25 protein-coding genes and 1 tRNA gene are annotated in these 26,871 nt (G+C 40.9%); 17 read left to right on the plus strand and 9 right to left on the minus strand.

Going from position 1 to position 26,871, the window contains the following annotated elements:
• The first annotated feature begins 157 nt into the window (after positions 1–157).
• Together LP316_RS11025 and LP316_RS11030 are read left to right on the plus strand one after the other, a co-directional pair.
• On the plus strand, positions 158–868 hold the full coding sequence (locus LP316_RS11025) for a DoxX family protein (RefSeq protein ID WP_193021169.1): 711 nt from the start codon (positions 158–160) through the stop codon (positions 866–868).
• Between the two features lie 84 nt (positions 869–952).
• On the plus strand, positions 953–1,504 hold the full coding sequence (locus LP316_RS11030; protein WP_193021171.1) for an NAD(P)H nitroreductase: 552 nt from the start codon (positions 953–955) through the stop codon (positions 1,502–1,504).
• Positions 1,505–1,565: 61 nt separating this feature from the next.
• Here the strand turns inward: LP316_RS11030 and asnS are convergent, their stop codons facing one another.
• Entirely contained in the window at positions 1,566–2,966 is a 1,401-nt protein-coding gene (gene asnS / locus LP316_RS11035) for an asparagine--tRNA ligase (RefSeq protein ID WP_193021173.1), read from the minus strand.
• A 137-nt stretch (positions 2,967–3,103) separates the two neighbouring features.
• Here asnS and LP316_RS11040 point away from each other — a divergent pair, with 137 nt between their 5' ends.
• The gene (locus tag LP316_RS11040; protein ID WP_193021175.1) at positions 3,104–3,466 is read left to right on the plus strand and encodes a hypothetical protein; all 363 of its coding nucleotides are present in this window, start codon (positions 3,104–3,106) and stop codon (positions 3,464–3,466) included.
• An 11-nt stretch (positions 3,467–3,477) separates the two neighbouring features.
• On the opposite strand, the gene bioA is transcribed toward LP316_RS11040, so the two are convergent.
• Positions 3,478–4,776, minus strand: a complete 1,299-nt coding sequence (gene bioA / locus LP316_RS11045; protein WP_193021177.1) for an adenosylmethionine--8-amino-7-oxononanoate transaminase — start codon at positions 4,774–4,776, stop codon at positions 3,478–3,480.
• Between the two features lie 87 nt (positions 4,777–4,863).
• Between bioA and bioB the strand changes: the two genes are divergently transcribed.
• The 4 genes from bioB to bioD are packed head-to-tail and all read left to right on the plus strand — an operon-like array spanning position 4,864 to position 8,571.
• Entirely contained in the window at positions 4,864–5,952 is a 1,089-nt protein-coding gene (gene bioB / locus LP316_RS11050; protein ID WP_193021179.1) for a biotin synthase BioB, read from the plus strand.
• 13 nt (positions 5,953–5,965) lie between these two features.
• Positions 5,966–7,114 (plus strand): aminotransferase class I/II-fold pyridoxal phosphate-dependent enzyme, encoded by a 1,149-nt coding sequence (locus LP316_RS11055; protein ID WP_226960732.1) that lies wholly within the window; start codon positions 5,966–5,968, stop codon positions 7,112–7,114.
• Positions 7,114–7,899, plus strand: coding sequence for a malonyl-ACP O-methyltransferase BioC (bioC, locus tag LP316_RS11060; RefSeq protein ID WP_193021190.1), 786 nt, complete (start codon positions 7,114–7,116; stop codon positions 7,897–7,899). Before LP316_RS11055 ends, bioC begins: the two co-directional genes overlap by 1 nt.
• A gap of 6 nt (positions 7,900–7,905) precedes the next feature.
• Complete coding sequence (gene bioD, locus LP316_RS11065) at positions 7,906–8,571, plus strand: dethiobiotin synthase (protein WP_193021192.1); 666 nt, start codon at positions 7,906–7,908, stop codon at positions 8,569–8,571.
• An 18-nt stretch (positions 8,572–8,589) separates the two neighbouring features.
• Here bioD and pepE read toward each other — a convergent pair whose 3' ends face one another.
• From pepE to LP316_RS11085, 4 genes are all read right to left on the minus strand, one after another.
• Positions 8,590–9,288 (minus strand): dipeptidase PepE, encoded by a 699-nt coding sequence (gene pepE / locus LP316_RS11070; protein WP_193021194.1) that lies wholly within the window; start codon positions 9,286–9,288, stop codon positions 8,590–8,592.
• Positions 9,289–9,392: 104 nt separating this feature from the next.
• Positions 9,393–9,800, minus strand: coding sequence for a type II toxin-antitoxin system HicB family antitoxin (locus LP316_RS11075; RefSeq protein ID WP_193021196.1), 408 nt, complete (start codon positions 9,798–9,800; stop codon positions 9,393–9,395).
• Between the two features lie 482 nt (positions 9,801–10,282).
• Positions 10,283–11,734, minus strand: coding sequence for a pyruvate kinase (gene pyk / locus LP316_RS11080; protein ID WP_193021198.1), 1,452 nt, complete (start codon positions 11,732–11,734; stop codon positions 10,283–10,285).
• A gap of 68 nt (positions 11,735–11,802) precedes the next feature.
• Positions 11,803–12,651, minus strand: a complete 849-nt coding sequence (locus LP316_RS11085) for a MurR/RpiR family transcriptional regulator (RefSeq protein ID WP_193021200.1) — start codon at positions 12,649–12,651, stop codon at positions 11,803–11,805.
• Between the two features lie 284 nt (positions 12,652–12,935).
• Between LP316_RS11085 and zwf the strand changes: the two genes are divergently transcribed.
• The 9 genes from zwf (at position 12,936) to LP316_RS11130 (ending at position 23,497) form a co-directional block, all read left to right on the plus strand.
• Positions 12,936–14,405, plus strand: coding sequence for a glucose-6-phosphate dehydrogenase (gene zwf / locus LP316_RS11090; RefSeq protein WP_193021202.1), 1,470 nt, complete (start codon positions 12,936–12,938; stop codon positions 14,403–14,405).
• Position 14,406: 1 nt separating this feature from the next.
• Complete coding sequence (gene pgl / locus LP316_RS11095) at positions 14,407–15,099, plus strand: 6-phosphogluconolactonase (RefSeq protein WP_193021204.1); 693 nt, start codon at positions 14,407–14,409, stop codon at positions 15,097–15,099.
• A gap of 3 nt (positions 15,100–15,102) precedes the next feature.
• On the plus strand, positions 15,103–16,938 hold the full coding sequence (gene edd / locus LP316_RS11100; RefSeq protein WP_193021206.1) for a phosphogluconate dehydratase: 1,836 nt from the start codon (positions 15,103–15,105) through the stop codon (positions 16,936–16,938).
• Positions 16,939–16,940: 2 nt separating this feature from the next.
• Positions 16,941–17,924 (plus strand): glucokinase, encoded by a 984-nt coding sequence (locus LP316_RS11105; RefSeq protein WP_193021208.1) that lies wholly within the window; start codon positions 16,941–16,943, stop codon positions 17,922–17,924.
• Entirely contained in the window at positions 17,917–18,561 is a 645-nt protein-coding gene (locus LP316_RS11110; RefSeq protein ID WP_193021210.1) for a bifunctional 4-hydroxy-2-oxoglutarate aldolase/2-dehydro-3-deoxy-phosphogluconate aldolase, read from the plus strand. Before LP316_RS11105 ends, LP316_RS11110 begins: the two co-directional genes overlap by 8 nt.
• 154 nt (positions 18,562–18,715) lie before the next feature.
• Positions 18,716–19,393 carry an SOS response-associated peptidase family protein gene (locus LP316_RS11115; RefSeq protein WP_193021212.1) on the plus strand — a complete coding sequence of 226 codons (678 nt, stop codon included), beginning with the start codon at positions 18,716–18,718 and terminating at the stop codon, positions 19,391–19,393.
• A gap of 137 nt (positions 19,394–19,530) precedes the next feature.
• The gene (locus LP316_RS11120; RefSeq protein ID WP_193021214.1) at positions 19,531–19,725 is read left to right on the plus strand and encodes a hypothetical protein; all 195 of its coding nucleotides are present in this window, start codon (positions 19,531–19,533) and stop codon (positions 19,723–19,725) included.
• Positions 19,726–20,096: 371 nt separating this feature from the next.
• Positions 20,097–22,139 carry a putative bifunctional diguanylate cyclase/phosphodiesterase gene (locus tag LP316_RS11125; protein ID WP_193021216.1) on the plus strand — a complete coding sequence of 681 codons (2,043 nt, stop codon included), beginning with the start codon at positions 20,097–20,099 and terminating at the stop codon, positions 22,137–22,139.
• 89 nt (positions 22,140–22,228) lie between these two features.
• Complete coding sequence (locus LP316_RS11130) at positions 22,229–23,497, plus strand: diguanylate cyclase (protein ID WP_193021226.1); 1,269 nt, start codon at positions 22,229–22,231, stop codon at positions 23,495–23,497.
• Between the two features lie 111 nt (positions 23,498–23,608).
• On the opposite strand, the gene LP316_RS11135 is transcribed toward LP316_RS11130, so the two are convergent.
• The 3 genes from LP316_RS11135 to LP316_RS11145 all read right to left on the minus strand — a co-directional run bounded on the left by LP316_RS11135 (position 23,609) and on the right by LP316_RS11145 (position 25,682).
• Positions 23,609–23,685 (minus strand) — tRNA-Pro (locus LP316_RS11135).
• A gap of 77 nt (positions 23,686–23,762) precedes the next feature.
• Positions 23,763–25,454 carry a DUF3413 domain-containing protein gene (locus LP316_RS11140; protein WP_193021228.1) on the minus strand — a complete coding sequence of 564 codons (1,692 nt, stop codon included), beginning with the start codon at positions 25,452–25,454 and terminating at the stop codon, positions 23,763–23,765.
• A 9-nt stretch (positions 25,455–25,463) separates the two neighbouring features.
• A complete protein-coding gene (locus LP316_RS11145) occupies positions 25,464–25,682 on the minus strand; it encodes a DUF1414 domain-containing protein (RefSeq protein ID WP_193021230.1) in 219 nt (72 codons plus the stop codon).
• Positions 25,683–25,756: 74 nt separating this feature from the next.
• Between LP316_RS11145 and yejK the strand changes: the two genes are divergently transcribed.
• Positions 25,757–26,803, plus strand: a complete 1,047-nt coding sequence (gene yejK / locus LP316_RS11150) for a nucleoid-associated protein YejK (protein ID WP_193021232.1) — start codon at positions 25,757–25,759, stop codon at positions 26,801–26,803.
• Positions 26,804–26,871: the final 68 nt, after the last annotated feature.

Genomic DNA, 26,871 nt, shown 5'->3' on the forward strand with positions numbered 1-26,871 from the left:
TCTATCCATATCAGCATTGTTAACAATATTATGCGCAAAAACCTTATTTGGTTTAAGTGCTTTGCATGCCAATTACAAGAAAAACGCATTTAATTTGAAAGAAAATGTGTTTTAGCGCTATCTTTATAGCCAACAACCTTATGTAAATAGACGATAAATGATTACTTTCTATCAAAATTATGTGAACAAACTACCGTTGTTTGATGGTATTCCGGCATTATTGATTCGACTCTATTTAGCGCCGGTATTTATTATCGCTGGTTACAGTAAATTGCAGTTGGGTAATCCTGATGTTACAGGAGTCGCTAGATTAGCAGCCGATCCCAATATTGTGGCGTGGTTTGGTAACGCTGAGTGGGGCTTAGGTTTGCCTTTTCCTACATTGTTAGCCAACTTAGCAGCGTGGACTGAATTCTTAGGAGGTTGGCTATTACTTGTCGGTTTATTTACTCGCTTAGTGTCGTTGCCGTTAATGTTCACCATGTTGGTTGCAGCAACTACGGTTCACCTGCAAAACGGTTGGTTTGCTATCACACCAACAAATCCCGATACCAGCCCAGCTAAAGTCCTAAGTTGGCTAGGCGTTGATGGTGCACCAGCGAGTATAGAAAACTCGATAGCAGCAGGGCGCAGATTAGAGGTCATGCGAGATATTTTGGCGGAAAATGGCAACACCGATTGGCTTTATGAAACCGGTAATATCGCCGTACTTAATAACGGGGTCGAATTTTCTGTGACTTATTTTATTATGTTACTCGCACTGCTATTTATTGGCGCGGGGCGATTTACTAGCGTCGACCACCTTTTAGCTAAGAAGTTTCTTGTCGCCCGAGATACTAATCCTGCCAATAGAAGTACAAGCCAATAAACAAGGTAATTGAATTTGTTGATATCATTGAGGATCAATTTTAAGTAAACTTACCGCAACCTTAGGTCACAAAAAAGAAATATCATGGAAAGTATTGAGCTGTTACTTAATCGACAATCAAATCCAGCGTTAGCGGCACCAGCTCCAGTAGGTGAAGCATTTACTAATATTTTAAAGGCCGGCATGCGCGTGCCTGATCACGCAGGTTTGATCCCATGGCACTTTACGGTCGTTCAAGGCGAAGCATTGGCAACATTAGCTAATATTTTTGTTGATGCAGTGAAAGTTCAAGGTGTAACTGATGAAGTAAAGCTGCAAAAAACTGCCAAAATGCCATTTCGCGCGCCAATGATCATTGTTATTTCAACTGTCTATCAACAACATGATAAAGTGCCGTTAAAAGAGCAGTTGATCTCGGCAGGTTGCGCAGCGCATGCGATGCAGATGGCCGCGGTAGCCCAAGGGTTTGGTGCTATGTGGCGAACCGGCGATTTAGCGTTTAACGATGATGTAAAAACAGCGCTCAATATTGATACTCATAACGATATTGCAGGCTTTTTATATATAGGTACGCCAACTAAACAACTGCCGTTAAAGCCAGCCAAGTCATTTGATGACCATGTAACCTATTTGTAGTAGATAAATTAATGATATAAAAAAACCCGCGTTTAGCGGGTTTTTTGTTGCTTACTGTTTATTAGAAAGCAGCTGTTTTTGGTGCGCGAGGGAAAGGGATGGTATCGCGAATGTTTCCAATACCCGTTGCGTATGCAACTAGGCGTTCAAAACCTAAACCAAAACCAGAGTGTGGCACAGTACCGTAACGACGTAAATCGCGATACCAACCGTAATCAACTGGATCTAGGTTCATTTCAGCAAGACGCTTATCTAATACATCAATGCGCTCTTCACGTTCACTACCACCAATAATTTCACCAATACCTGGCGCTAAAATATCCATGGCAGCTACTGTTTTGCCGTCGTCGTTTAGACGCATGTAGAAAGACTTAATGTCTTTCGGGTAGTTTTGTAACACCACTGGACCACCAACGTGCTCTTCAGCAAGGTAGCGCTCGTGCTCCGAGTTTAGGTCAACACCCCATGAAACTGGGTTTTCAAATTTCTTGCCGCAGTTTTGTAAAATGTCAATCGCGTCGGTGTAGTCCATACGAACAAAATCAGAGTTAATCACGTTATTTAAACGGTCTAAAACTGTTTTATCTACGCGTTGTTGGAAGAATGCCATATCGTCTGGGCGCTCATCTAATACCGCTTTTAACACGTATTTTAGCATTTCTTCGGCTAAGTCAGCGGCATCAGCTAAGTGGGCGAAAGCGATTTCTGGCTCAACCATCCAAAACTCTGCTAAGTGACGTGAGGTATTTGAGTTCTCTGCGCGAAACGTTGGGCCAAAAGTATACACTTTAGATAATGCACAAGCGTAAGTTTCAACGTTTAATTGACCAGAAACCGTTAAAAACGTTTCTTTACCGAAAAAGTCTTCAGTAAAGTCAATCGCGCCTTTATCGTCACGTGGTAAGTTTTCTAAATCTAACGTACTTACGCGGAACATTTCACCTGCGCCTTCACAGTCACTGCCGGTAATTAATGGTGTGCTGATCCAGTAATAGCCTTTTTCGTGGAAAAAGCGGTGTAATGCCTGAGCTAATGTATTGCGAACACGAGTTACTGCACCACCAATGTTGGTACGTGCGCGCAAGTGACCTTGCTCACGTAAAAATTCTAAACTGTGACGTTTAGCAGCCATCGGATAGGTATCAGGGTCTTCAACAAAGCCAAATACCTCAACTTCTGTTGCTTGAATTTCGAATGCTTGGCCCTGGCCCGGTGATTCAACCAAAATACCGGTTACTTTAACCGAACAGCCCGTGGTTAGCTTTTGTACTTCTGATGCGTAATTATTTAGGTCATTAGGAACGATTGCTTGAATTGCGTCAAAACATGAGCCGTCGTGTACCGCTAGAAATGAAATACCAGCTTTAGAATCACGACGAGTTCTGATCCAGCCGTGAACGCTGATAGATTCGCCTACAGGAAACTTACCTGCTAAGACATCAGTAATTGAGATAACTGACATTGATGACCTCTTTAATTGTGAAAATAATTTACTTATCAAAATAAGAGGGATATGTTACCTCGGCAATTGCGTTTAACAAGTAAAACTTGTTAAATTTGTTGGATAATAATAAAAAATAAAACAATTGAAGGAAGTTTATGACCTGGCAGGGGGAAGAACGCAGAAAACACACCGATTTTTGGGTAAAAACTGCGCGATCATTAACCATTATTGCGTGGTTGTTATTTATTGTTGCGTTAATCGTTTCACATTTTGCTGCGCCTGAAACAGATTTCGGTATTGTGCGTTATCACGATCTAGAAGTACGTAAATTCTGGATCAAGCCGCTGACGAATTATCTCTATGTAATTTTGTGGTGCGCAGCACTTATTAGTTATGTCTCAATGATTGTCAATCGCTTTAGAGCGCGCCGAGCAACAGATAATCGTAGTTTTTACGTTAAACTATTGTTGGTGATCATTGTTGCTTGGGTGATTTATCTCTTATTAAACGTTAATTAATCTCAACTGAGCTAAACGAAGCAGTCTTCCTTATCGAGTGCACTGGCAATGGCATCAATTAAACTGTTGAGTTGCTGTTGGTTAATAATATATGGCGGCATGATGTAAATAAGTTTACCAAAAGGTCGAATCCACACGCCCATATCAACAAAATGCTTTTGAATCGCGGCAACATTGACTGCTTGCTTCGCTTCAACCACACCAATGGCGCCTAGCACTCGGGTGTCTTGCACGCGTTCGTGACTAGCTAATGGCAGCAAGTTTTCTTTAAGAATACGTTCGATATTTTGCACTTGGCGTTGCCAGTCATTTTGATTGAGCAATGTCAGTGACGCATTAGCCACCGAACAGGCCAAAGGGTTCGCCATAAACGTTGGGCCATGCATAAAGCAGCCGGCATCGCCTTGAGAGATGGTGTTAGCGACTTTATCAGTGGTTAAGGTTGCAGCTAACGACATATAACCACCAGTAAGCGCCTTACCTAAACATAAAATATCGGGTTCAATATCTGCCCATTCACAGGCAAATAATTTTCCGGTACGTCCAAAACCCGTTGCAATTTCATCAGCAATAAAAAGCACATTATATTCGTCACACAGTGCTTTAGCCGCTTTTAAATAATTAGGATGGTAAATTCGCATACCTCCTGCACCTTGAACAACCGGCTCGATAATAAAGGCGGCGATCTCATTGTGATACTGTTCAAAATACGCTTTTAATGCATTGCTATCCGATTCATCCCACGGTTGATCAAATCGCGTTTTCGGCGCTGGCGCAAACAGGTTTTTCGCTAAGACCTTTTCAAAAATGCTGTGCATACCATTGACCGGATCACAAACCGACATCGCAGCGAAAGTATCACCGTGATAGCCATTTCTTACGGTTAACAGTTTTGATTTTTCTGGTTTATTTTGTGCGTGCCAATATTGAATGGCCATCTTTATCGCAACTTCTACCGATACCGAGCCTGAATCACTAATAAATACTTTGGTGAGATTTGGCGGTGTTATCGAAATCAGTTGTTGTGACACCTTGATCGCACTTTCATGGGTGATACCGCCAAACATGACATGGCTCATTTTATGACTTTGTCCAACAAGTGCTTGATTCAGTGCAGGATGATTATACCCGTGGATCACGGCCCACCACGAAGACATACCATCGATCACTTGTTTTTGATCTGCTATGGTTAATTCAACGCCATTTGCTTGTGTGACAAAATAAGAAGGCAGCGGATCTGTCATTGACGTATAAGGATGCCAAATGTGATTTTTATCAAACTCGATTAGATCTGTGTATTTATTGCTCATTAGTATACTTGTTGTTTTAAACTGCGTTGACAAAGTAATGATGGGCGGTAGACTAACCGCAAATTACTCTGATTACAAACTAGAACAATGTCTGTGTTAACCTCGCAATCAATATCAAGCCCGCTCAATTTTGAACTAGGCGCTATTCGCAATAATTGGACAAATGACGAAGTACAAGCGTTATTTGATTTACCATTTAATGATCTGATGTTTTACGCCCAAATGGTGCATCGCCAAAACTTTAATCCAAATGAAGTACAAGTAAGTACCTTATTATCAATTAAAACGGGTGCTTGCCCTGAAGACTGTAAGTATTGTTCGCAAAGTGCCCGTTATAAAACAGATATCGAGAAAGAACGTTTATTAGAAGTTGAAAAAGTACTTGAAGCGGCAAAAATCGCTAAAGACCAAGGTTCAACGCGTTTTTGTATGGGGGCTGCATGGCGCAATCCCAAAGCGCGCGATATGCCCTATGTAAAAGAAATGGTTAAAGGCGTAAAAGCAATGGGCTTGGAAACATGTATGACGTTAGGCATGTTATCTAAGGAGCAAGCCGATGAATTAAGCGAGGCTGGCCTTGACTATTACAACCATAATTTAGATACCTCTCCTGAGCACTACAACTCGATTATCACCACGAGAACCTTTCAAGATCGTTTAGATACACTTGAAAATGTCCGTAATTCTGGCATGAAAGTTTGTAGTGGTGGCATCTTAGGCTTAGGTGAAAAAGCTACCGACCGCATATCACTCTTAAGCCAACTCGCCAATCTACCGAAACACCCCGATAGTGTGCCCATGAATATGTTGGTTAAAATTGAAGGGACACCGCTTGCAGAGGTTGAAGATCTTGATCATTTTGAGTTTATCAAAAACATTGCCGTTGCGCGTATTATGATGCCAAAGAGCCATGTTCGCTTATCGGCAGGTCGCGAGGCAATGAATGAGCAGATGCAATCACTGTGTTTTCTTGCTGGCGCTAATTCAATATTCTACGGGTGCAAGTTATTAACTACGGGTAATCCAGAAGCAAATCAAGATATTGCCTTATTTAACAAGCTTGGTATTAATACCGAAACGGTTGATGGCATTGAGTCTGAAGAGCAAGAATCTGCGCAAATTCACGCAAAACTTGTCGATAATCAAAATACCGATTTGTTTTATAACGCAGAATAGTGCAGAGAAGACATTGACTTTTAGTTTTGTCAAACAAGCTATTGAAGCGCGCAAGCAATCGAGTTTGTTGCGCCAACGCCACTGTATTGAAGTGCAAGAGCAACAGTACATTCGAGTCGGTGGTAAGCAATACATTAATTTTTCAAGTAACGACTATTTAGGATTAAACAACCATCCGACGATTAATGATGCCTTATATGAAGGCGCTAAGCGTTTCGGCGCTAGCAGTACTAGTTCATCATTGATTACGGGGTATAGTTATGCGCATCAAAAACTCGAAGAAACCATCTGCAGTTGGCTCAACAAAGAGCGCTGCCTGTTGTTTTCATCGGGTTTTGCCGCCAACCTTGGTGCCTTACAAGCTTTAAAAGTTAATGATGTTGCGCTGTATTTGGATAAATTAAGTCATGCTTCACTCATTGACGGTGCAAGGTTAAGTGACAGTGCAGGTCGCTCAAAGGTCTCGCGATTTAAGCACAACGATGTCAAACACTTATCGCAACTACTGGCTAAGGGTGAGCAAGATAAACTCGTGGTCACCGAAAGTATATTTTCAATGGATGGCGATTTAGCGCCGTTGGAGAAGATAAGAGCGCTAGCTAATAAGCATGGCGCTAAGATTTATCTCGATGATGCTCATGGTATTGGTGTACTAGGTGATCAGGGGCAAGGTGGGGCAAGCCTGATAAACTCAGACATCACCATGGCAACTTTTGGTAAAGCTATTGCTACACAAGGTGCAGTTTTGGCTTGTGATCACACATTGTTTGATTATCTCGTCAATTTTTCTCGAGAATATATTTATAGCACCGCGATATCGCCTGCAATTGCTTGGGCGACGATTGCGAGTATTGAATTGATTCAGCAGTCGTATTGGCGACGAGATAAAGTAAAAGAATTAAGTCATTTATTTAAAAATGAACTAGACTCATCTATTCGTGTATTGCCAACGGACTCTTCAATTCATGCAATTGTTGTTGGTGAACAAGATAAAGCGATGAAATTGAGTGAGCAACTCAAAGCGCAGGGTTTTTGGCTAACGGCCATTAGGCCTCCGACCGTACCTAAGGGAACAAGTAGGTTACGCGTTACTATCTGTCAAAACCATAATGCTAAGGATATCATTAGGTTAGCAAGAGAAATAAACAAGGCAATGATGTAGTGGTTTTAAAGCATCAACAACAAAAAATAGCAAAAAACTTTGGCTCTGCTTCTGCTTCTTATGATGTTTCAGCGCGTTTACAACGCTTTTCTGGTAAACATCTACTGCCTTGGTTACCCAATCGCCATGATCTGACAGTACTCGATTTAGGCTGTGGTACAGGTTTTTTTTCAGATATATTAGCTAACCGTTTTAAAACAGTCATTGGCTTAGATTTATCAAAAGATATGCTCAATTACGCCCAAGAAAATCGCAACCAAGATATTCATTTGGTCAACGCCAATGCCATGAGTTTACCTTTCCTTGATAACAGTTTAGATGTTATTTACTCGAACTTAGTGATCCAGTGGTGCCAACCGCTTACTGATTTATTAAAAGAAATCAAACGAGTATTAAAGCCTGGCGGCCTGTTTATTGTTGCCACGTTAGTCGATGGAACGTTATTTGAGCTGAAATCTGCATGGGCACAAGTCGACGATGAAAAACATGTGATCGATTTTAAATCCAAAGCCAGTCTACTTGCGGATATTGAGTCTGTTGATTTTGATGTACTCGAGGTAAAGCGACAAGACATTGCCCTTGAATATGAAAGTGTCCGCCATTTAGCGCACGAACTCAAAGGGCTAGGGGCAAACCACGTGCCTAATAAACACAGTAAGGGGCTAGCCGGCAAAGATAAGTGGCGCAAAATGACCCAAGCTTATCAAGATTTTCAAGAGCCATCGGGGATCTACCCAGCAACCTATGCGTTATGTTCAGCAGTTTTAGTGAAATTAAATTATTAAATATCGATGAAAACCTACTTTATTACCGCAACAGATACCGATGCCGGCAAAACTTTTATTGGCTGCGCGTTAACACACTTGTTCCAGCAACAGGGTAAAACACTCGTGTTTAAGCCAATTTCTGCGGGATGTGAACTAATTGATGGCCAGTTAGTTAACGAGGACGCTAAATTGCTAGGCCATTACGCCGGCGCTAAGCAAACAATTACAGAAATTAACCCTATTGCTTTTCAAGATCCTATTGCACCACATATTGCCGCGGCAAAAGCAAATTGCCAGCTTAGTGCCGAGCAAGTTAGCACTTATTTTGACCAGCTTGTTAAACAAGCGCCTGACTATTTGATCACCGAAGGTGCAGGGGGCTGGCGACTCCCATTAGGCAACAAGCAATTTTTATCTGACTTTGCTAAACAGACGAAACAACAAGTTATTTTAGTCGTCAATATGAAGCTTGGTTGTTTAAACCACGCGCAATTAACGTATGAGACGATCAAAGCTGATGGCCTGGATTGTGTTGGATGGGTGGCAAACTGTATAGAAACTATGCCATATTTAGCTGAAAACTTGGCAGAGTTAAACCAGTTATTTGATATGCCGTGTTTAGGTGTTGTTAGTCATTGTGCAAGCATTGAAGAAGCTGCTCAACAATTAAATATTGGCCAGCTTCTATAATGGTTGCTTGATGGCGTATTAATTAATGGCGGTTAAATCGTAACCGTCAGCAATTTTGGTTTTCTCACCATTTAAAAACAAGAAACCTTCTTTGCCACCAATCAGTTTAAGGTGGTCACCTTGCATTTTGATCGCACTACCTTCAACAATACCGACAATATGGGTAGTTGGATTTAACACCATAAACTCTTGCAGGCGTTGCTCGCGTGTTTCACCATTGTGGCCAGGTGGTGTGTAATCGGTGTAATGCGGGTTAATTTGAAAGTTCACTAAATTTAAAGCGTTAAAGCTTGGCGGCTCAATAATCGGCATATCGTTAGTTGTTCGAATTGTCGCACCAGCTACGTTAGAGCCGGCACTCCAACCAATATAAGGCGTGCCTGAACTTACTTTAGTTTGAATTGCATCGACTAGTTTATTTTCATATAACTGATGTAATAACCTAAAGGTGTTACCACCACCTACCGCAATCGCTGCTGCTTGCTCAATAGCGGTAACAGGATCATTAAATTGATGGATCCCTTTAACTTTAATGCCCTGATCTTTTAGCGCTGTTTGCACCATGTCTGTATATTCATCATAGGTAATCGTCACACCAGCATAAGGAATGAAAACAACCTCTTTAATGCTTCCTAAATGATCACTGATCATGCCTTTTGCGTGAGCAAGGTAAGGGGTGTCTTCAACGCGTGAACTACTTAATAGTAATAAATTCATATTTGTCATCATTTTTCCAAGGTGATTATCGCTGCTATTTTATCGTGCTTACGCGCTTATTTACACAGTAAAACCAATGTATGAGTGATCTAAGCGCTAGTCGCTTATTGATTGAGCTCCTTTATACACGCTTGTGCAATAAACCCTGATCGCGAAGGATATTCGCCTGAATTGCCAACCCGATCATCAATTTTTCTAATTAATAACTCAGGTAATGTCACGTTAATCTTTTGACTCTTACCTAAATAGGGCGTGATATCAACTTGGTGCATCCCCCATAGCAAAACGTTTTTTTGAGCAAATTTATGTTGTAGTTCGATAAAGTCGGTTGAGTGGGGAATGGCTTCACCATATTCGGCAAGAATCGAAAGATGATCGCCAATCGCAATTTTTATTTTCTCAAAACCTTCTTCAAAATTTTTGGCACTAATTTGACATCCCGGTAGGTCAGGCACACTCACCAACATGGTGTCGTTATCTACGGTCGGTAAAAAGCAAAAAGGGTAATTCATACGCATCTCCTAGTTATTGACTTAATAATAACCCTAATAACTCTAGATAGTCAACACGTGGTAACCCTGATAACCCTATACTGGTTTGAGTAGATAACCCTAATAACTCTAACGCAGTGTTCTGCAATAACTCTTATAACTCCATGTGAGTACTTACATTCGCTCATCTATAGCAAAATAATCACCAAAAAACTGGATGTAGTTTTTTAGGATACGTCTCTGCAGATCAATATAAATGGGAGTTACCAGGGGTTTAGGTGGCTATGGTAAGCTAGAAAATATACGGCAAAGCTGATTGTTGAATATTATTCAGCTAGTAGCGTTAAGGCACGAAGCAGCTCGCATTTTGTGTGTCTCACAAATCAAATTTAATTCGGATTGTGTATTGGAAGAGGTTTAACAGCTTAGGGTAAAAAGCATAAAAAAAGCACAGCGTTTGAGGCTGTGCTTTAACGAATTAAGGTTATTATTTGAGTTAAGTTTTAGTGGTGACTCTTAGCAACTTTTAATACTTTTAACGTATTAGTAGCACCAACTGTTTCCATCATGTCACCGTGCGTGAAAATCACTTTGTCACCTAGCTTTAAGTGACCAGCTGCAACAAGTGTTTTTAATACTTCATTAGCTAAGCTGTCATTCGAGCAATCGGTTGAATCAAACTCAACTGGGTAAACACCTCGGTAGATTGCTGTTTTAGTCAGTGTTTTTGCGTGGCGTGACAAAGAGTAAATCGGTAACCCAGAGGTGATACGCGACATAATCTTACTCGTTTGGCCTGATTCGGTTAACGCGATGATTGCCTTAACGCCATCTAAATGGTTAGCAGCGTACATTGCTGATAAGGCGATGGTTTCAGAGACCTCAGAAAAGGTTAAATCCACGCGGTGTTTTGAAATATTGACTGAGCGGTGTTTTTCGGCACCAACACAAACGTTAGCCATTGCCACAACTGTTTCGACTGGATAATCGCCAGCAGCGGTTTCTGCACTTAACATGACCGCATCTGTACCATCTAATACCGCGTTAGCAACGTCCATGACTTCTGCTCGTGTTGGCATTGGGCTAGTGATCATAGATTCCATCATTTGTGTTGCCGTGATCACTACGCGATTTAATTGGCGTGCGCGAGCAATCATATGTTTTTGCTTACCAACAAGTTCAGCATCACCAATTTCAACACCCAAATCACCACGAGCGACCATCACGGCATCAGAGGCCAAGATTATGCCGTCTAACGTTGCGTCATCGGCAACCGCTTCTGCACGTTCAACTTTGGCAACAAGACGAGCGTCACACCCAGCTTCCTGGGCTAAAAGACGGGCTTCACGCATATCCGCTGCATCACGCGGAAAAGATACTGCTAAGAAATCAGTTTGAATTTGTGCAGCGAGTTTAATGTCTGCTTTATCTTTTTCTGTAAGAGCCGCTGCTGACAAGCCACCGCCTTTGCGATTAATGCCTTTATTGTTAGAAAGGGGGCCACCTACGGTTACTTCGGTCATCACTGACGTGTCTGTGGTTGATAACACCTTTAATTGCACACGACCGTCATCTAACAACAGAATATCACCGGCAGAAACGTCTTGCGGTAATGCTTTATAATCAATACCGACTTTTTCTTGGTTACCTTCACCTTTGGGTAGTAGGGCGTCTAACTCAAAGTTGTCACCAACGGCGAGTTTAATTTTCTGGTTGTCTTTAAACGTTGATACGCGGATCTTAGGACCTTGTAAATCGCCTAAAATACCAACGTAAATGCCTAATTCTTTTGAAATCTCGCGGACTAAATTAGCGCGTTGAATATGATCTTCTGGTGCGCCATGAGAAAAGTTAAGGCGAACAACGTTAACACCTGCTGCTAGGACTTTTTTTAGGGTTTCTCTGTCATCGGTTGCTGGACCAAGCGTGGCAACAATTTTAGTTCTTCTTAGCATGATATACTCTTTAATGGGTTTTCTTGAAAAAAGAGCTTAGCGATTTATCGTTAAGCTCTTATGAAATTCTATTCTTTGCGGTCAAATCGAGAACTGCGCAGACTGTCTTTTACTTTCTTAAGGTTATCTCTAAATTTAGTGCCTCTGCGCAATGTGAAACCCGTAGCGAGAATATCGACTAGGGTAAGCTGGGCTATTCGCGAAGACATCGGCATATACAAATCAGTATCTTCAGCAACATCCATCGACAATACAATTGAACATTCTTTTGCCAACGGCGTTCCTTCAGTTGTAATACCGATAACTGTCGCGTCATTTTCTTTTGCGAGACTTGCCACTTCAACTAACGACTTAGTTCTACCCGTATGTGAGATGAGGACAACAACATCACCTTGTCTGGAATTAATTGCACTCATCCGTTGCATCAGTATGTCGTCAAAATAAACGACCGGAACGTTAAAGCGAAAGAATTTGTTTTGCGCGTCGTGAGCAACAACAGCACTTGCACCTAAACCAAAGAATGAGATTTTGTTCGCTTGTGTTAATAAATCGACAGCGCGATTGATCATCGATGAATCTAAACTTTTACGCGCCATTTCAAGATTGGCCATCGTCGACTCAAAGATTTTTGCGGTGTATTCATCGGCACTATCATTTTCATCAACGTGACGGTTTACATAGGGTGTACCGTTAGCCAAACTTTGAGCTAAATGGAGTTTAAAATCAGGGTAGCCTTTAGTGTCTAATCGACGACAAAACCGGTTAACCGTTGGCTCACTAATATTAGCCTGTTTAGCGAGGGCAGCTATACTTGCATGTATAACTGTACTTGGTGAAGCGAGGATCACTTCGGCTACTTTGCGTTCAGATTTGCTGAATGTATCGAGCTCGTTAGCGATCTTTTCTAATATATTCATGAATATACGACCCTAGATTTTTTTATAATTTGTAATAAAGTTTCGCACTTTTTCAGTCAAATGTGAAATTTATTTTCATAATTAACCGTTAATATAATTCAATTTGGTAAATAGTTGCAAATGTTTAATAAATAAACATCAGGAAATCGTTATCTAGTGCATTAAAACCAAAGATTTTTTCAAAATGTAGTAAAATTACAAAAAATACTTTACTGAATCGTGAACTAGCGTTAGATTATGGCTCAATATAGTTGAGTTAAACGCTGTAAATTAGAGAATAACTAATGAAAAACAACGAACAACATGTCGCGACCGAAATTGTCATCTTTGGAGCGCTCGGCGATCTCTCTCGTCGAAAATTGCTACCAGCCCTTTACCAATTAGATTTAGCAGGACTCCTCCACGACGATAGTCATGTCGTTGCCGCTGCTCGTAATGATGTAAGTGAAGATGAATTCGTTGAGTTGGTCAAAGAAAGCTTAACCAGTTTTGTTAAAGAAGGGTTAGATGAAACGGTTTTAGCGCGCTTTGTTGGCCGACTCGTTTATCAAAAAATGGATTTTAAAGATGTTAAGTCGTTTAAAGGCTTAGCAGACACTTTAGCTAAAGGCAGTGACACACGCGTATTCTATTTCTCTACATCGCCATCAATATACGGCGATATTTGCGATGGTTTAAATCATGCTAAGTTAAACACGCCTGATGTTCGTGTTGTTATGGAAAAACCGATCGGTCATTGTTTGGAGTCATCGAAAGTTATTAATGATCAAGTTTCTCGCTATTTTAAAGAGAAACAAATTTATCGCATCGATCATTATTTGGGTAAAGAAACGGTACTTAACTTACTTGTGCTTCGTTTTGCTAACTCGTTGTTCACCAATAACTGGGACAGAAACCACATTGACCATGTCCAAATTACGGTTGCCGAAAGTGTCGGCATAGAAGGTCGTTGGGGCTTTTATGACGAAGCAGGGCAGATGCGAGATATGGTGCAAAATCATTTATTGCAGATCTTGTCATTATTAGCGATGGAGCCGCCAGCTGATCTTGGTGCAGATAGTATTCGCGATGAAAAACTCAAAGTATTAAAAGCACTATTGCCAATTGATCGCCATAACGTCAAAGAAAAGACGGTTCGTGGACAATATACCGAAGGCTTTTTAAACGGTGGCGCAGTACCGGGTTATTTGCAGGAAGAAGGTGCCAATACTGACAGCAACACTGAAACCTTTGTCGCGATAAAAGCTGAAATTGATAACTGGCGCTGGACAGGTGTACCGTTTTACTTAAGAACGGGTAAACGTATGCCAGCTAAACACAGTGAAATCGTTGTTCACTTCAAAGAGCAGCCACATAACATTTTTAAAGACAGTTATGATGACTTACCAGCAAATAAGTTAACGATTCGTCTGCAACCTGACGAAGGTGTAGAATTAGAAGTCATGAACAAGATCCCGGGGATCGCTTCTCAGTTACACATTCACGAGAACAAACTCGACCTAAGCTTTTCGGAAACCTACAACAACCTACGTGTCGTAGACGCCTACGAGCGTCTTATGCTCGAAGTTATTAACGGTAATCAATCGTGGTTTGTCCGTCGCGACGAAGTAGAAGCAGCATGGGTCTGGGCTGATAGCATTATTGATGCGTGGCAGTCGAGCAATGACAAACCAAAACCTTATGCAGCAGGCTCGTGGGGCCCTGTATCTTCAATTTCACTCATCGCCCGTGATGACAGACAGTGGGTTGAATAACATGTATCAATTTAACGAATTTAAAACGCGCACTGCGTTAGATGAAAAGCTAGCCGAGCACATCGGTAACATTTTAGCGCAAGGCGTTGCCGCTAATGGCAAGGCTAGTATTGCCGTTTCTGGTGGCTCAACCCCTAAAGGGTTGTTTGAAAAACTTGCGAACATGGATTTACCATGGCAAAACATCACTGTCACCCTTGCTGATGAGCGCTGGGTTGATTTTGAATCAAGTGATAGCAATACCCGCTTAGTGCATGAAAATTTATTACAAGCAAAGGCTAAAGCAGCGACGTTTTTTCACATTAAGCAAGGTGATGAACTCACTGAATCTGTGCTAGCGCAATTGAATCAACAAGCACAAGCACAGGTATTGCCATTTGATGTGCTGATTTTAGGCATGGGCGAAGATGGTCATACCGCGTCTTTGTTTCCATGTAGCGCGGAGATAGCACAAGGTTTTGCCGAAGATGCGCAACCTTTACTTGCCGTTCAACCGACGACGGCGCCTCATCAGCGTATTTCATTTAGCTTCGCTCACTTGGCTAACGCTAAAAACACCATTTTACATATATGTGGTGACAGCAAGAAAGCCGTTTTGGATCAAGCACTAGCGAACAAAAATCACTTAGAGATGCCAATTCGAGCATTTTTACACAGTGACAAAATTACCACAGAAATATTTTGGGCAGAGTAAATCATGAATAAAGATATCTTAGCGATTACCGAGCGTATAAAAGAGCGAAGTAAAGAAACACGAGCTGCCTACTTAGCAAAAATTTCGGCAGCCAAATCAGAGGTTGTTCACCGTGCAAGTTTGTCTTGCGGTAACTTAGCACACGGCTTTGCCGCTTGTGGCAAAGAAGATAAAGCTAAATTACGTGGGTTAAATCACACAGACATTGCCATCGTTTCTTCTTACAACGATATGCTGAGTGCGCATCAGCCATACCAAACGTATCCTGATATTATTAAACAAGCTGTAGCTGAAGTTGGCAGTGTCGCGCAATTTGCCGGTGGTGTGCCTGCGATGTGTGACGGTGTGACACAAGGCCAACCAGGTATGGATTTAAGCTTGATGAGCCGCGATGTCATTGCAATGTCTACGGCTGTAGCTTTATCACATAACATGTTCGATGGCGCATTAATGCTAGGGATTTGTGACAAAATCGTACCTGGTTTATTGATCGCCAGTATGACCTTTGGTCATTTACCTACGGTTTTTGTGCCGGCAGGGCCAATGCCATCGGGGATCCCAAATAAAGAAAAAGCCCGTGTTCGCCAGCAATTTGCTAAAGGTGAAGTGGGTAAAGAAGAATTACTCGCTGCTGAATCTGCCTCTTACCACAGCGCCGGTACCTGTACTTTCTTTGGCACGGCGAACTCAAACCAGTTAGTGGTTGAAATTATGGGCTTGCATTTACCTGGCTCGTCATTTGTTGCACCCAATACACCATTGCGTGAAGCGTTGACGAAAGCTGCCGCAAGACAAGTTACTCGCTTAACCAGCCAAGCAGGTAATTATATGCCGGTTGGTCAAATGATTGATGAGCGTTCAATTGTTAACGCGATAGTTGGTTTAACCGCAACCGGTGGTTCGACAAACCTAACGATGCATATTATCGCTTTTGCTCGAGCGGCTGGCATTATCATTGATTTCCAAGACTTTAGTGATATTTCCGATGCGGTTCCGCTCATTACGCGAATCTATCCAAACGGCCACGCCGATATTAACCATTTCCACCAAGCTGGTGGTATGGCATTACTCTTTAAAGAACTGTTAGATGCTGGCTTATTGCATGAAGATGTTGAAACCATTTGTGGTAAAGGCCTACGTCGTTATACTCAGCAACCCGTATTACAAGATGGTGAACTTGTCTGGGTCGATGGTGCAACAGCGTCTGGTGATCCTGAAGTTATTGCTAGTGTCGCCCAGCCATTTAAACATGACGGTGGTTTGAAGGTACTTAAAGGTAACTTGGGTACATCGGTTATTAAAACGTCATCACTGCGCCCTGGTAGTGAAATCGTTAAAGCACCAGCCGTCGTTTTTGAAGATCAACACGAATTAGAAGCAGCGTTTAAAGCAGGTCAATTAGAAAAAGACTTTGTTGCCGTTGTTCGCTTTCAAGGGCCAAAATCACGCGGTATGCCCGAGCTGCACAAACTAACGCCACCACTAGGCGTATTGCAAGATAAAGGCTTTAAGGTAGCGTTGGTAACAGATGGTCGAATGTCTGGTGCCTCGGGTAAAGTGCCAGCGGCGATTCACTTATGCCCTGAAGCACTTGATGGTGGTTTGATCGCAAAAGTACAAGATGGCGACATGATCCAATTAAATGGTGAAACAGGTGAACTGACCTTATTAGTCAGTGATGAAGAACTTTCGAAGCGCGAGAGCTCTAATTGCCAAGTTAATTTGCATCACGTAGGAATGGGACGTGAATTATTTGGCTCAATGCGCCGAAATCTAAGTACTGCAGATACCGGTGCTTGTTCTTTATTTGACGATAATTACTTAGCGGAACAAAAATAACTATGGCTAAGCAAATAACCAACCTTGTCGCTGATATCGGTGGCACTAATATTCGAATCGGGCAAGTGCTCGACAATCGAGAGATAGTAAACATTGATGTGTTTCAATGTCGTGATTTTCCATCGCTAGCGGATGTCTTCACACATTATTTAACGCGTAACGAATTAGCGCAATCGCAATTAAATGTGTGTTTAGCGATTGCATGCCCAGCAGAGCAAGACTTGGTTGTCATGACCAACATGCCTTGGCAATTTTCAAAGAGCGAACTAAAAGCTACGCTAAATTTAAACCACTTGTTGGTGATCAATGATTACACCGCCATTGCTCATGCCGTACCGTTTTTGACTGATGATCAAAAAGTCCAGATTGGTCGCGGTGAAGCACTTGCTAATCGGCCAATTTCTATTTGTGGACCAGGCACAGGCTTAGGTGTTGCGAATGTGGTGCCAAGTGAAAATGGTTGGGTGAGCCTTGGTGGTGAAGGCGGTCATGTTGATTTTGCACCGATAGATGAAGCAGAAATGGCTATTTTGCGTTTCTTAATGAAAAAATACGCGCATGTATCATACGAGCAATTGTTATCTGGTTTGGGGATTGAACAAATCTATCAAGCATTAGCTGACTATCAAGGTGTTGAAGCAAAACCACTTGCTGCGCATGAGATTTCAGCCGCAGCACTGGATAACACCGATGATCTTTGTCATCAAACACTTGAGCAGTTTTGTAAAATTTTAGGTAGTTTCGCTGGTAACTTAGCGTTAACGCTCAGTAGTTTTAGCGGTGTATATATTGCCGGCGGTATCGTTCCGCGTTTTATAGAATTCTTAAAACAAAGTGAATTTAGAGCTCGCTTTGAAGAAAAAGGGCGCTTGAGCCCATTTAACCAAAATATTCCAACATACGTCATCACAGAGGCGCAACCTGGTTTACTGGGCGCATGTGCTTATTTGTGCCAGCAGCTTAAAGAGGATTTATCACGTGACTAAGAATTGGCAAATTACGCCGCAAGATTTATTTGCTATGGGTCCTATTGTCCCTGTGTTGGTAATTGAAGATGTAGAAGATGCGCTTCCGATTGCAAAAGCTTTACTTGCAGCTGATATCAAAGTACTTGAAGTAACTTTGCGAACACCGTCTGCTTTAAAAGTTATTGAAACAATAGCTAAGGCTTTACCTGACGCTGTTGTTGGCGCAGGAACGGTAACAAATCGAGAATTACTTCAAGCCTCTGCCGATGCTGGTGCTAAGTTCGCCATTAGCCCAGGTTTAACGAAAGACTTGTTGAAAGCAGGTAATCAAGGAAACATCGCCTTGATCCCCGGTATTTCCTCTATTTCCGAATTAATGGATGGTATCGATTACGGCTACGATCACTTTAAGTTTTTTCCTGCTGAAGCATCGGGTGGCGTAAAAGCTATTCAAAGTATTGGTGGCCCTTTCCCTGACATTAAGTTTTGCCCAACAGGTGGTATTAACGTCAATAATGTAAAGAGCTACTTGGCCCTTAAAAATGTTGCATGTTGTGGCGGCTCTTGGCTTGTTTCTGATGAGATCATCAAAAACAAAGATTGGGATAAAGTGACTCAATTAGCCAAAGAAGCAGTGGCACTAGCAAATTCATAGCGCTCAGTGTACTCATCTAAAAGCCAGCTCTTGCTGGCTTTTTTGTTCACGGACGAACATTATTAATGAATTGCCATGGACGGTGTAATGCGCACTTTGTCGACAGCGTAAAACTGGTTTATAGTGGTTCCCCCCTGTATAGCGGAACCTTTTTATGTGTGGTCGGTTAAATACTTATGCGCGCTCTGTTGCAAAAGCATCGCAAGAGCTAAACGTTATTAATCCAGATGCGCAAATCTATCAGCGCTTTATTCGTGCAACCGATCGCGTTTCTATCATCGTTGAAGCCAATAACATCCGCTATATCGACAATGCTATTTGGTGGTTGCTATTAGAAAAAGATGCTAGTGGTCTTAAGCCTTCTAAATACACCTCGTTTAATACTCGCTACGATAAACTAAACACGCCGCGTTCAGCGGGTTATCAAGCTTTTAGGCAAAGTCGTTGTTTAATTCCGGTAAAGGGCTTTGGTGAAACAGAGTTTGTTAATAAAAAGCCATTACACTATGTCGATTTTACCGTAGAAGAGGGCGATTATATGTGTTTAGGAGGCTTATACCGGCAATGGCAATTTGAAGATAACTTAATTTGCTCGTGTTCGGTTATCACGTTACCACCACACGATAAATTAACTCATATTCATTCAAAGGCGTCACCGCTTATTGTGCCAAAAATTCGATACAACCAGTGGTTAGATCCTAATGAGCAAAACCCGAAAGTGTTTGATGATTTACTTGCGCCGCACCTACCACACAAGCTCTATGCGCAACACATTGATAAACCATCGAGCTATCATCCAGTAGGACAAGTCGAAGTTATCGCTGCTGATTAAATGAATAGTGACGTATTACTAAAATATATTTGCAACCAGCCTCATGCTTTAAGACATCTCAATCGGTAAACCAAGCACTGTAAACATAAAATGTTAGCCCGGCGACTAAGCCCAAATGGATTGCCCCAAGAACCATTATGAAAAAAGCATCGAACGAGTCGTTAGCACCAAATAAAGCGGGCACCCAGGTGCCGAAAAATGGCATTATGACATATAAAAGTCCGCCACCAATAGCTGATGCTATCACTCATCCCAATATAGGGCTTACCGATTTTAATAGCAGAGGGAAGATAAAAATCACCAACAAAACTGATAGAAATGTGAGTACTTGAACCATAATTACACTAAGTTTTTACACTAAGATTTAGATGCTTAATACATGTATAAAGGTATTATATGAAGGATCTGCGTTAGTTCTGTGATTGTTTGTTACCGATTGACGATATCAATGTAACGTCAGGTTACCGTGGCCAGCATTAACACGATTGCAATAACTGATTACAGCGTTTTTGATTTCAAACTGTAACAGTTTTAATTTTCATTGCTCATAAAATAGGCACATATCATATAGCCCTATAGTCGATGGAAATGAGATGTTAAGCAAAAGTTACAATCGCTTATTACTCAAATATCAAATAACCCAGAACGTCATTTATTTAGCACCATTTGTCGGGTATTAGAGAAGCATATAAATGCAAGTTGCGTGTTTATTGCGAGAATTTCTGACGATGAAAAAACTTATACTAGCGTAGTGGCTGTTGAAAATGGCAAGCAGATAGATAACTTTAGTTATGCGCTCGAGCATACCCCTTTTGCAGATTTAAAAAACGCGACGGTTGTCTGTATTAAAGATAGTGTTCAAACCTTATATCCACAAGATACGCTGATAACCAACATGGATTCACAAGGTTATCTCGGTATTCCTTTATGCATAGGTAGCGACAAAAAAAACGTACTTTTAGTCGCACTATATCAAACACCGTTTAAAGAGATAGAAGAAGTAGAAGCACTTTGTGTCCTGTTTGCAAGTTATATAGAAAAGGAGCTGTTACAACAGGAATACCTGACAGCACTAAAGCTTAGTCACTCAATCGTTCAAAATAACAAAGAAGGTATTATTGTTTGCGATAAATTTAATCGAGTGATTTATACCAATCAAGCCTTTAGTCAAATTACCCAATATTCACGTGACGATATCTATGGCAACAACCCAAGCATGTTGAAATCAGGTAAACATGACGAACTATTTTATCGCAATATGTACCACCAACTTCACACTGTGGGTAAATGGCAAGGTGAGATCTATAATAAACGTAAAAATGGTGAGGTCTATCCTCAGTACCTAACTATCAATACTTTACTTGATGGTAGTAGCCAGGTGAGCCACTATATTGCGCAATTTTCCGATATCACGCCGGAAAAAGCTGCTGAACAAGCAATGTTTAATAAAGCTAACTTTGATCAACTGACTCAATTAGTTAATCGCAGCTATTTATTAGATTGTATCAATAGTCAATTGCTAGCCAGCACTGATGCTGACGCAAGTGGCGCACTCATATTGTTTGATATAGACTCATTTCGAAATGTTAACTACGTTTTTGATCAGCAGTTTGGCAATTTATTATTAGTAGAAATAGCTAAACGGGTTTTAGAAATCACTGATAGCAATGAGACAGTGGCTCGTTTAAGTGCCGATAACTTTGCTTTTTATAGCCCAGAAATTCACTCAAGAGAGCAGCTGGAACATAAGATTTCTCAGTTGTGTTGTACCTTTGAGCAACCCTTTGATATTCGAGACACAAGTATTAGCTGCACAATAAGTGTTGGTGCAGCACTTGCGACACTTGACTTAGCTGATGCTGAGTCATTACTTATCAAAGCAGAGCAAGCACATTGTCGAGCCAAACGTCGCAATGGTCATAGCCATCAAATACACGATCAGAGTATTGAAGCAGACTTTAACCGCTTAAATCGTTTAATACCGGAGCTAAAACAAGCAATTGCTAACGAAGAAATTGACGTACATTTTCAACCGATTTTTTGTCATAAGCACAACCAATTTACTAAGGTCGAAGCACTTGCGCGTTGGCAAAATAACGGTGAATGGGTTTCACCCGCAGAATTCATTCCTATTGCAGAAAAGTATGGTTTGATCAAAAGCCTTGGCGATATCGTGCTGAAAAAATCTTGTTTATTACTTAATCGCCTAGCACAACACGACATAAACGAGATTGTAGTCACCGTCAATCGTTCAGTTTATGAGTTTCCTTTGCGAACATCAGAAAATAGTAAGTGGATAGATACTATTACCGCTTACCGTTTGTCACCCGAGCAATTTTGCTTTGAATTAACCGAAAGCATACTAGCAACTGAACAAGGCAACACGTTAGAGGTATTAAAACTTGTCCAAAGAAATGGTAGCCAAGTGGCGATTGACGACTTTGGTACAGGTTATTCATCGCTAAGTTATTTACGTAAATTTAATGCTGACTATTTAAAAATAGACCAATCTTTTATTCGAGAACTATTTGATTCGCAAGAGTCTGCACAGCTGGTGCAAACTATTATTTCAATGGCACAGGCGATGAATATGGCAACTATTGCTGAGGGGATAGAAACCCAGGAGCAAGCTGACTATTTAATCCAAAATGGCGTAAATCTTTTACAAGGTTATTTTTATTCAAAACCATTGCCTGAAAGTTCATTAATCAGTTTATTAACAAATTCATGTGGTGAGACGTGTTAGGTGAGACGTTCGCGCAAAAGACGGCCGGTAAAAAGAAGCTTCAGAAATGGTGCGATACTGAAAATGCAGAAAATAAGAAGAGAAAACTAATGTTTGATAAGTTGCAAAGACAAATGCAGATGTACGAATCGCTGCTTACCAATGTCAATGCTTATATATTTGTAAAAGATCTCAATGGTGTTTACACGTTTGCAAATCAAAAAATGGCCGAGCTGTTCAATGTGCCAGTAGAAGATATTATTGGCCAAGATGATAGTGCATTTTTCGATTTGTCGGAATATCAGGCCATACTCGATAATGACCGCAAGGTCTTTGATGATGAAGTAACCATTGAATCGGAAGAAGAGAATTATATAAAGTCGTCTAATACGGTCCGTATTTATCAAACAACCAAGTCACCGATGTATGACGAGCAAGGTACCTTGATTGGTCTATATGGTATTGCAACAGATATTACGGAGCGTAAATTACTCGAGATTGAACTTGATGAGCAGCACGATTTACTGAATGTAGTACTTGATAACGTTGATGCCTTTATTTACATGAAAGATAGTAATCGCAATTTTTTATATGTAAATAGCAAAACGGCTGACTTATTTGGCTACGATGCGAGTTATATTTCCGGCAAGCTCGACTCTAAAGTACTACCAACAGAAACTGCCGACCATTTTTGGCAATCTGACAAACAAGTTTTTGATAAAAACGAAAAAGTAGTTGCACATGAAAGTATGGACGCCGATGGCAAGAAGCTCCATTACCAAAGTGTAAAAGTACCTTTTGAATATGGTAAAGGTAAAAGGGCACTTATTGGGTTTTCTACCGATGTAACCGAGCTATACAATTTAAAAGAATCTTACGAGGAATTGGCTACTAAAGACCACCTCACAGGTGCTTATAACCGGCGCTATTTTGAAGAGCATGCGCAAATAGAGTTTGCTCGCGCCAAGCGTCATAGCTCGCCTATGGCGATGATTTTATTGGATGTTGATCATTTTAAACACGTCAATGACACCTTTGGTCACGCCAGTGGTGATAACGTATTGAAAAGTTTAACAACGCTCCTTAAGTCAATGATTAGAGAGCATGATATTGTTGCTCGAATTGGTGGAGAGGAGTTTATTATATTGCTACCTGAAACTAACGGCGACGATGCTTATGTAATTGCACAAAGGATCAGGCAGGCACAAATGGATCTGCCAATTAAAGATGATGTGGTTGGTGATATTTTTATCACAATTAGCTCGGGTGTTGTTGAACGTTCTACACTGCATCAATCGTTTAATGACATGTTAAAAGCAGCAGATAAAGCACTTTATCAAGCCAAAACATCTGGCAGAAATCGGGTGGAGATTGGTTGATGTTTATCGGGCCAAATCAAGACTTTCGCTCATGCTATGATGGACTTAATTTGGCTCAACTATTCAGACATTTTGTGGAAATTTAACCCTCTAAAAATAAGAGGTTAGAAGTGGTCGGGATAGCAGGACTTGAACCTGCGACCTCACGTCCCCCAGACGCACGCGCTACCAGACTGCGCTATATCCCGATGTCCTTTTGACCACGCTATATTAACCGTTTATCCTGAAAAAGCAATATAGAGTTTTTATCTAAAATATCAACTGGTTATTTGTTGTTCACTTGTTCATTCGATGTCGCATTATTCGTTGAAAACTGAGTAATGTAGTGAATGCCATCGATTAATAATGGAAAGTCTTTATCGTCCATAATAGGTTCTCCTAAACGCTGTGAAAACGTTTGGAAGTTCGAGTTCTGATCGACAAACACTGAACGATCTTTATCAAACACCATAATGCCGTTTTTATGGGTATTGGCTAATACGCGATCTCTTTTTAACGAAACAATGGATTTACCAACGCTATAGCGTGGGGTTTTGATGTCACAAGCAAGCCAATGGTTTAATAACGTAGGTGCAATATCCATATGATTTGTACGCTCATCAATATCGACTTTCTTGATGTGTGGACTAATTAACAGTGCCGGCTTTTTAGATAAGCTGTCCGATAGGTTTTGATTACCGATACGAGAAATAAAAACGATATCGTTTTGTCGATTTTGTTTTTGAGCCAGTAATAGTGCATCAACAAAAATCTGATATTGATAGTTATCTTCCTGATCAAAATAAATAACATGTAAGCCAGGTGGAATTTCTTCAAAAATGTCTGCGTTCAAATACGGTGAAATATCATCAATTTGTTCTTCGCTTTCAAATAAGTCGCTTGCCCAGCTTGGCAAACCATGCGAAGTTTCACTACCAACTTGAGTAAAACTGGATGTTAACCCTTGCTGTGAAAGTGCTTGAAATAAGACTGGCGCTTTTTGCTGCGCAAGCACCTCTGGCTGGTAAATAGTGGGTAAGCTATAAAAGAGATTGAACCACGCATCGCTAAGTTCTGCGCTATCAGTATGGCGAAGCAACTTAGTTGTGCGTTGGTTTGAGCGCTCACTAAACTGGTTAATGTTTTTCTGACTCAAATTATTTTTAGTGAGGACAATCAATGCTCTTTGCGCTTCTTTATGTGCGCGACACTGACCTGTTAACTCAGGGTAGCTAGGCGCTTCATGGGCAAGCTTTAGTGGATTTGTTCTTCGCTCTAAATAGGCGTTCTTATCGAACATGCCATATTTCGTAAGGAGCGTTTTCGCGGTAAGTGGATAAGAAAGCGGTAGCACATTGTCTTGCCCTAAAATGTCATAATTAAGATTAGCATCGGCCCAAATATGGGTAATATGACTAAAGAAGAACAAACCAACAAAACTGTGAATGAAGTATTTGGCAAATTTGGTATTTTGTAACTGCTCTAAGTGCTTCCAAGCGTAGTTAGATATAACTAACTCTACACTAAGCGCAATAATACAAACGACAACAGCCGTGAACCAAAATGCGCGACTATCAGCTTCTATTTGGGTGTTAATAACCGCCAATATTTGATCAGAAGATGAGCTATTGATGTGATAACCAAGTTGGCTGTAGATATAACCGTCGAGCAACAAGAGCATTATATAAACGGTAAAAACAACCGACGCGCTTGCCCGAATAAAGCGTGTGTATGGCAACAATAAGGTGATCGGGAATACAATCAATACAAAGGCTAAAAAGGTAATAAACGCCATATGGCTGAACCAGTTGGCGATTAAGTACACTTGGCCAAGCAAAGTTTCAGGTAATGGCTCACTGGCGATGTAAATAACCGAACACGCAATTGCGATTGCAATGTTAAAAAACGTGAACCAATGACTCCAACTAATTAACTTTAATAGTTTTTTGCTGTAATCCTTTGATACAATTGTTGCCATAAATACTTCTTAAGATGATTTTATTGATTGTTTTAAAGCGTTTGCAAAGTTTTGCGTAATTTGCGCGCGTTGGCTCTCTGGCACTTGATTTAATATCACTTCAGTGACAGCATTCCCTAAACACATGAGTGCTAAGTCAGCTGTTGCAGACTCATCAGCTAAGACTTTCATCAAATCATCGATAATTTTTTCTACACGTTCGTTAGAATACTTGGATACAATAGGCATAATTTAGTTGTTAATTAAAAATTTAATAGCCGCTAGTTTACCAAAACCGATAACGATATAACACTAGACAATTTATGAGTTTACTAATTAAAAATATTGCTTTGCATTTTATCGCCAAGCTCGACGAAAGCTCAGAAGCGAATTTACAGTTCGGTCCTGAAAACATCGAAGTCACTGAAAAACTTAACAGTTTTATAGACGTTTTACACCATTTATACAACGGTAAAGGCTCAAAAGCTTACGCAAAGTTTAATACCATGCCCGCTGAAGGCGAAAAAGTTGGCTTTGATGAGTTACTTTCTCGTTACTTAGATGACGAACAGAGCTTTACTCAGTTTTCGGTTGATGCTGCTGAGCGCTTAAAGCAAGAGCTCGACAAATATGAGTTAGTTGAAGCGGGATATCTCGTTATTTGCCATTATGAATATATGGGCGGCCGCTTTATGTTTGTTGCGATTATCCCTGTAACCGAGCATTACAGTGTTGATGGTGAGTTGAATATCTCCGCGGATAAGCACCTTGATACCGCTAAATTACAACTTGCAGCCCGCATTGACTTATTCGACTATTTACAAAATAGCCAAAATAAATCATATATTTCTTTTATCAAAGGTCGAGCAGGGCGCAAGGTTGCCGATTTCTTCTTGGAGTTTTTGCACTGTGAAGAAGGTGTTGACGCAAAAGAGCAAAGCTTAACCCTGGTGCAGGCAGTAGAAGATTATGTTGCGACAAACCAGTTAAACGCAGAAGAGAAACAAAACGCCCGTAAAGAGCTTTTGAGTTACTGTAAAGAACAAAAAGAATCAGGCCAAGAAGTTTCAATCAAAGCACTTGGTGACGTCTTGCCAAGCGAAAGTGAAGAAACGGATTTTTACAAGTTTTGTCAAGAGCAAGCATATCCGTTAGAAGAAAACTTCCCTCATGATCAGGCAGTGATAAATAAAGTGACAAAATACTCGGGTTACGGCAACGGTATTAGTGTCAGTTTTGAACGCAGTCACTTTGGACAAGACGTTGTCTATAATAAAGCAGCAGATACGTTAGTGATCCACAAAGTACCACCTAATTTAAAAGCCCAATTACTGGCACTATTAGAAGAAAACAACAGTAACGCGGACTAAATAAAGTAACGCGTTACGCAATAATTCAATTAGATTCAATAAGATAGATAGATTTACTTATAGGAAGA

Origin of the sequence: Thalassotalea sp. LPB0316 (assembly GCF_014898095.1) — a bacterium.
Classification (GTDB): Bacteria; Pseudomonadota; Gammaproteobacteria; order Enterobacterales; family Alteromonadaceae; genus Thalassotalea_G.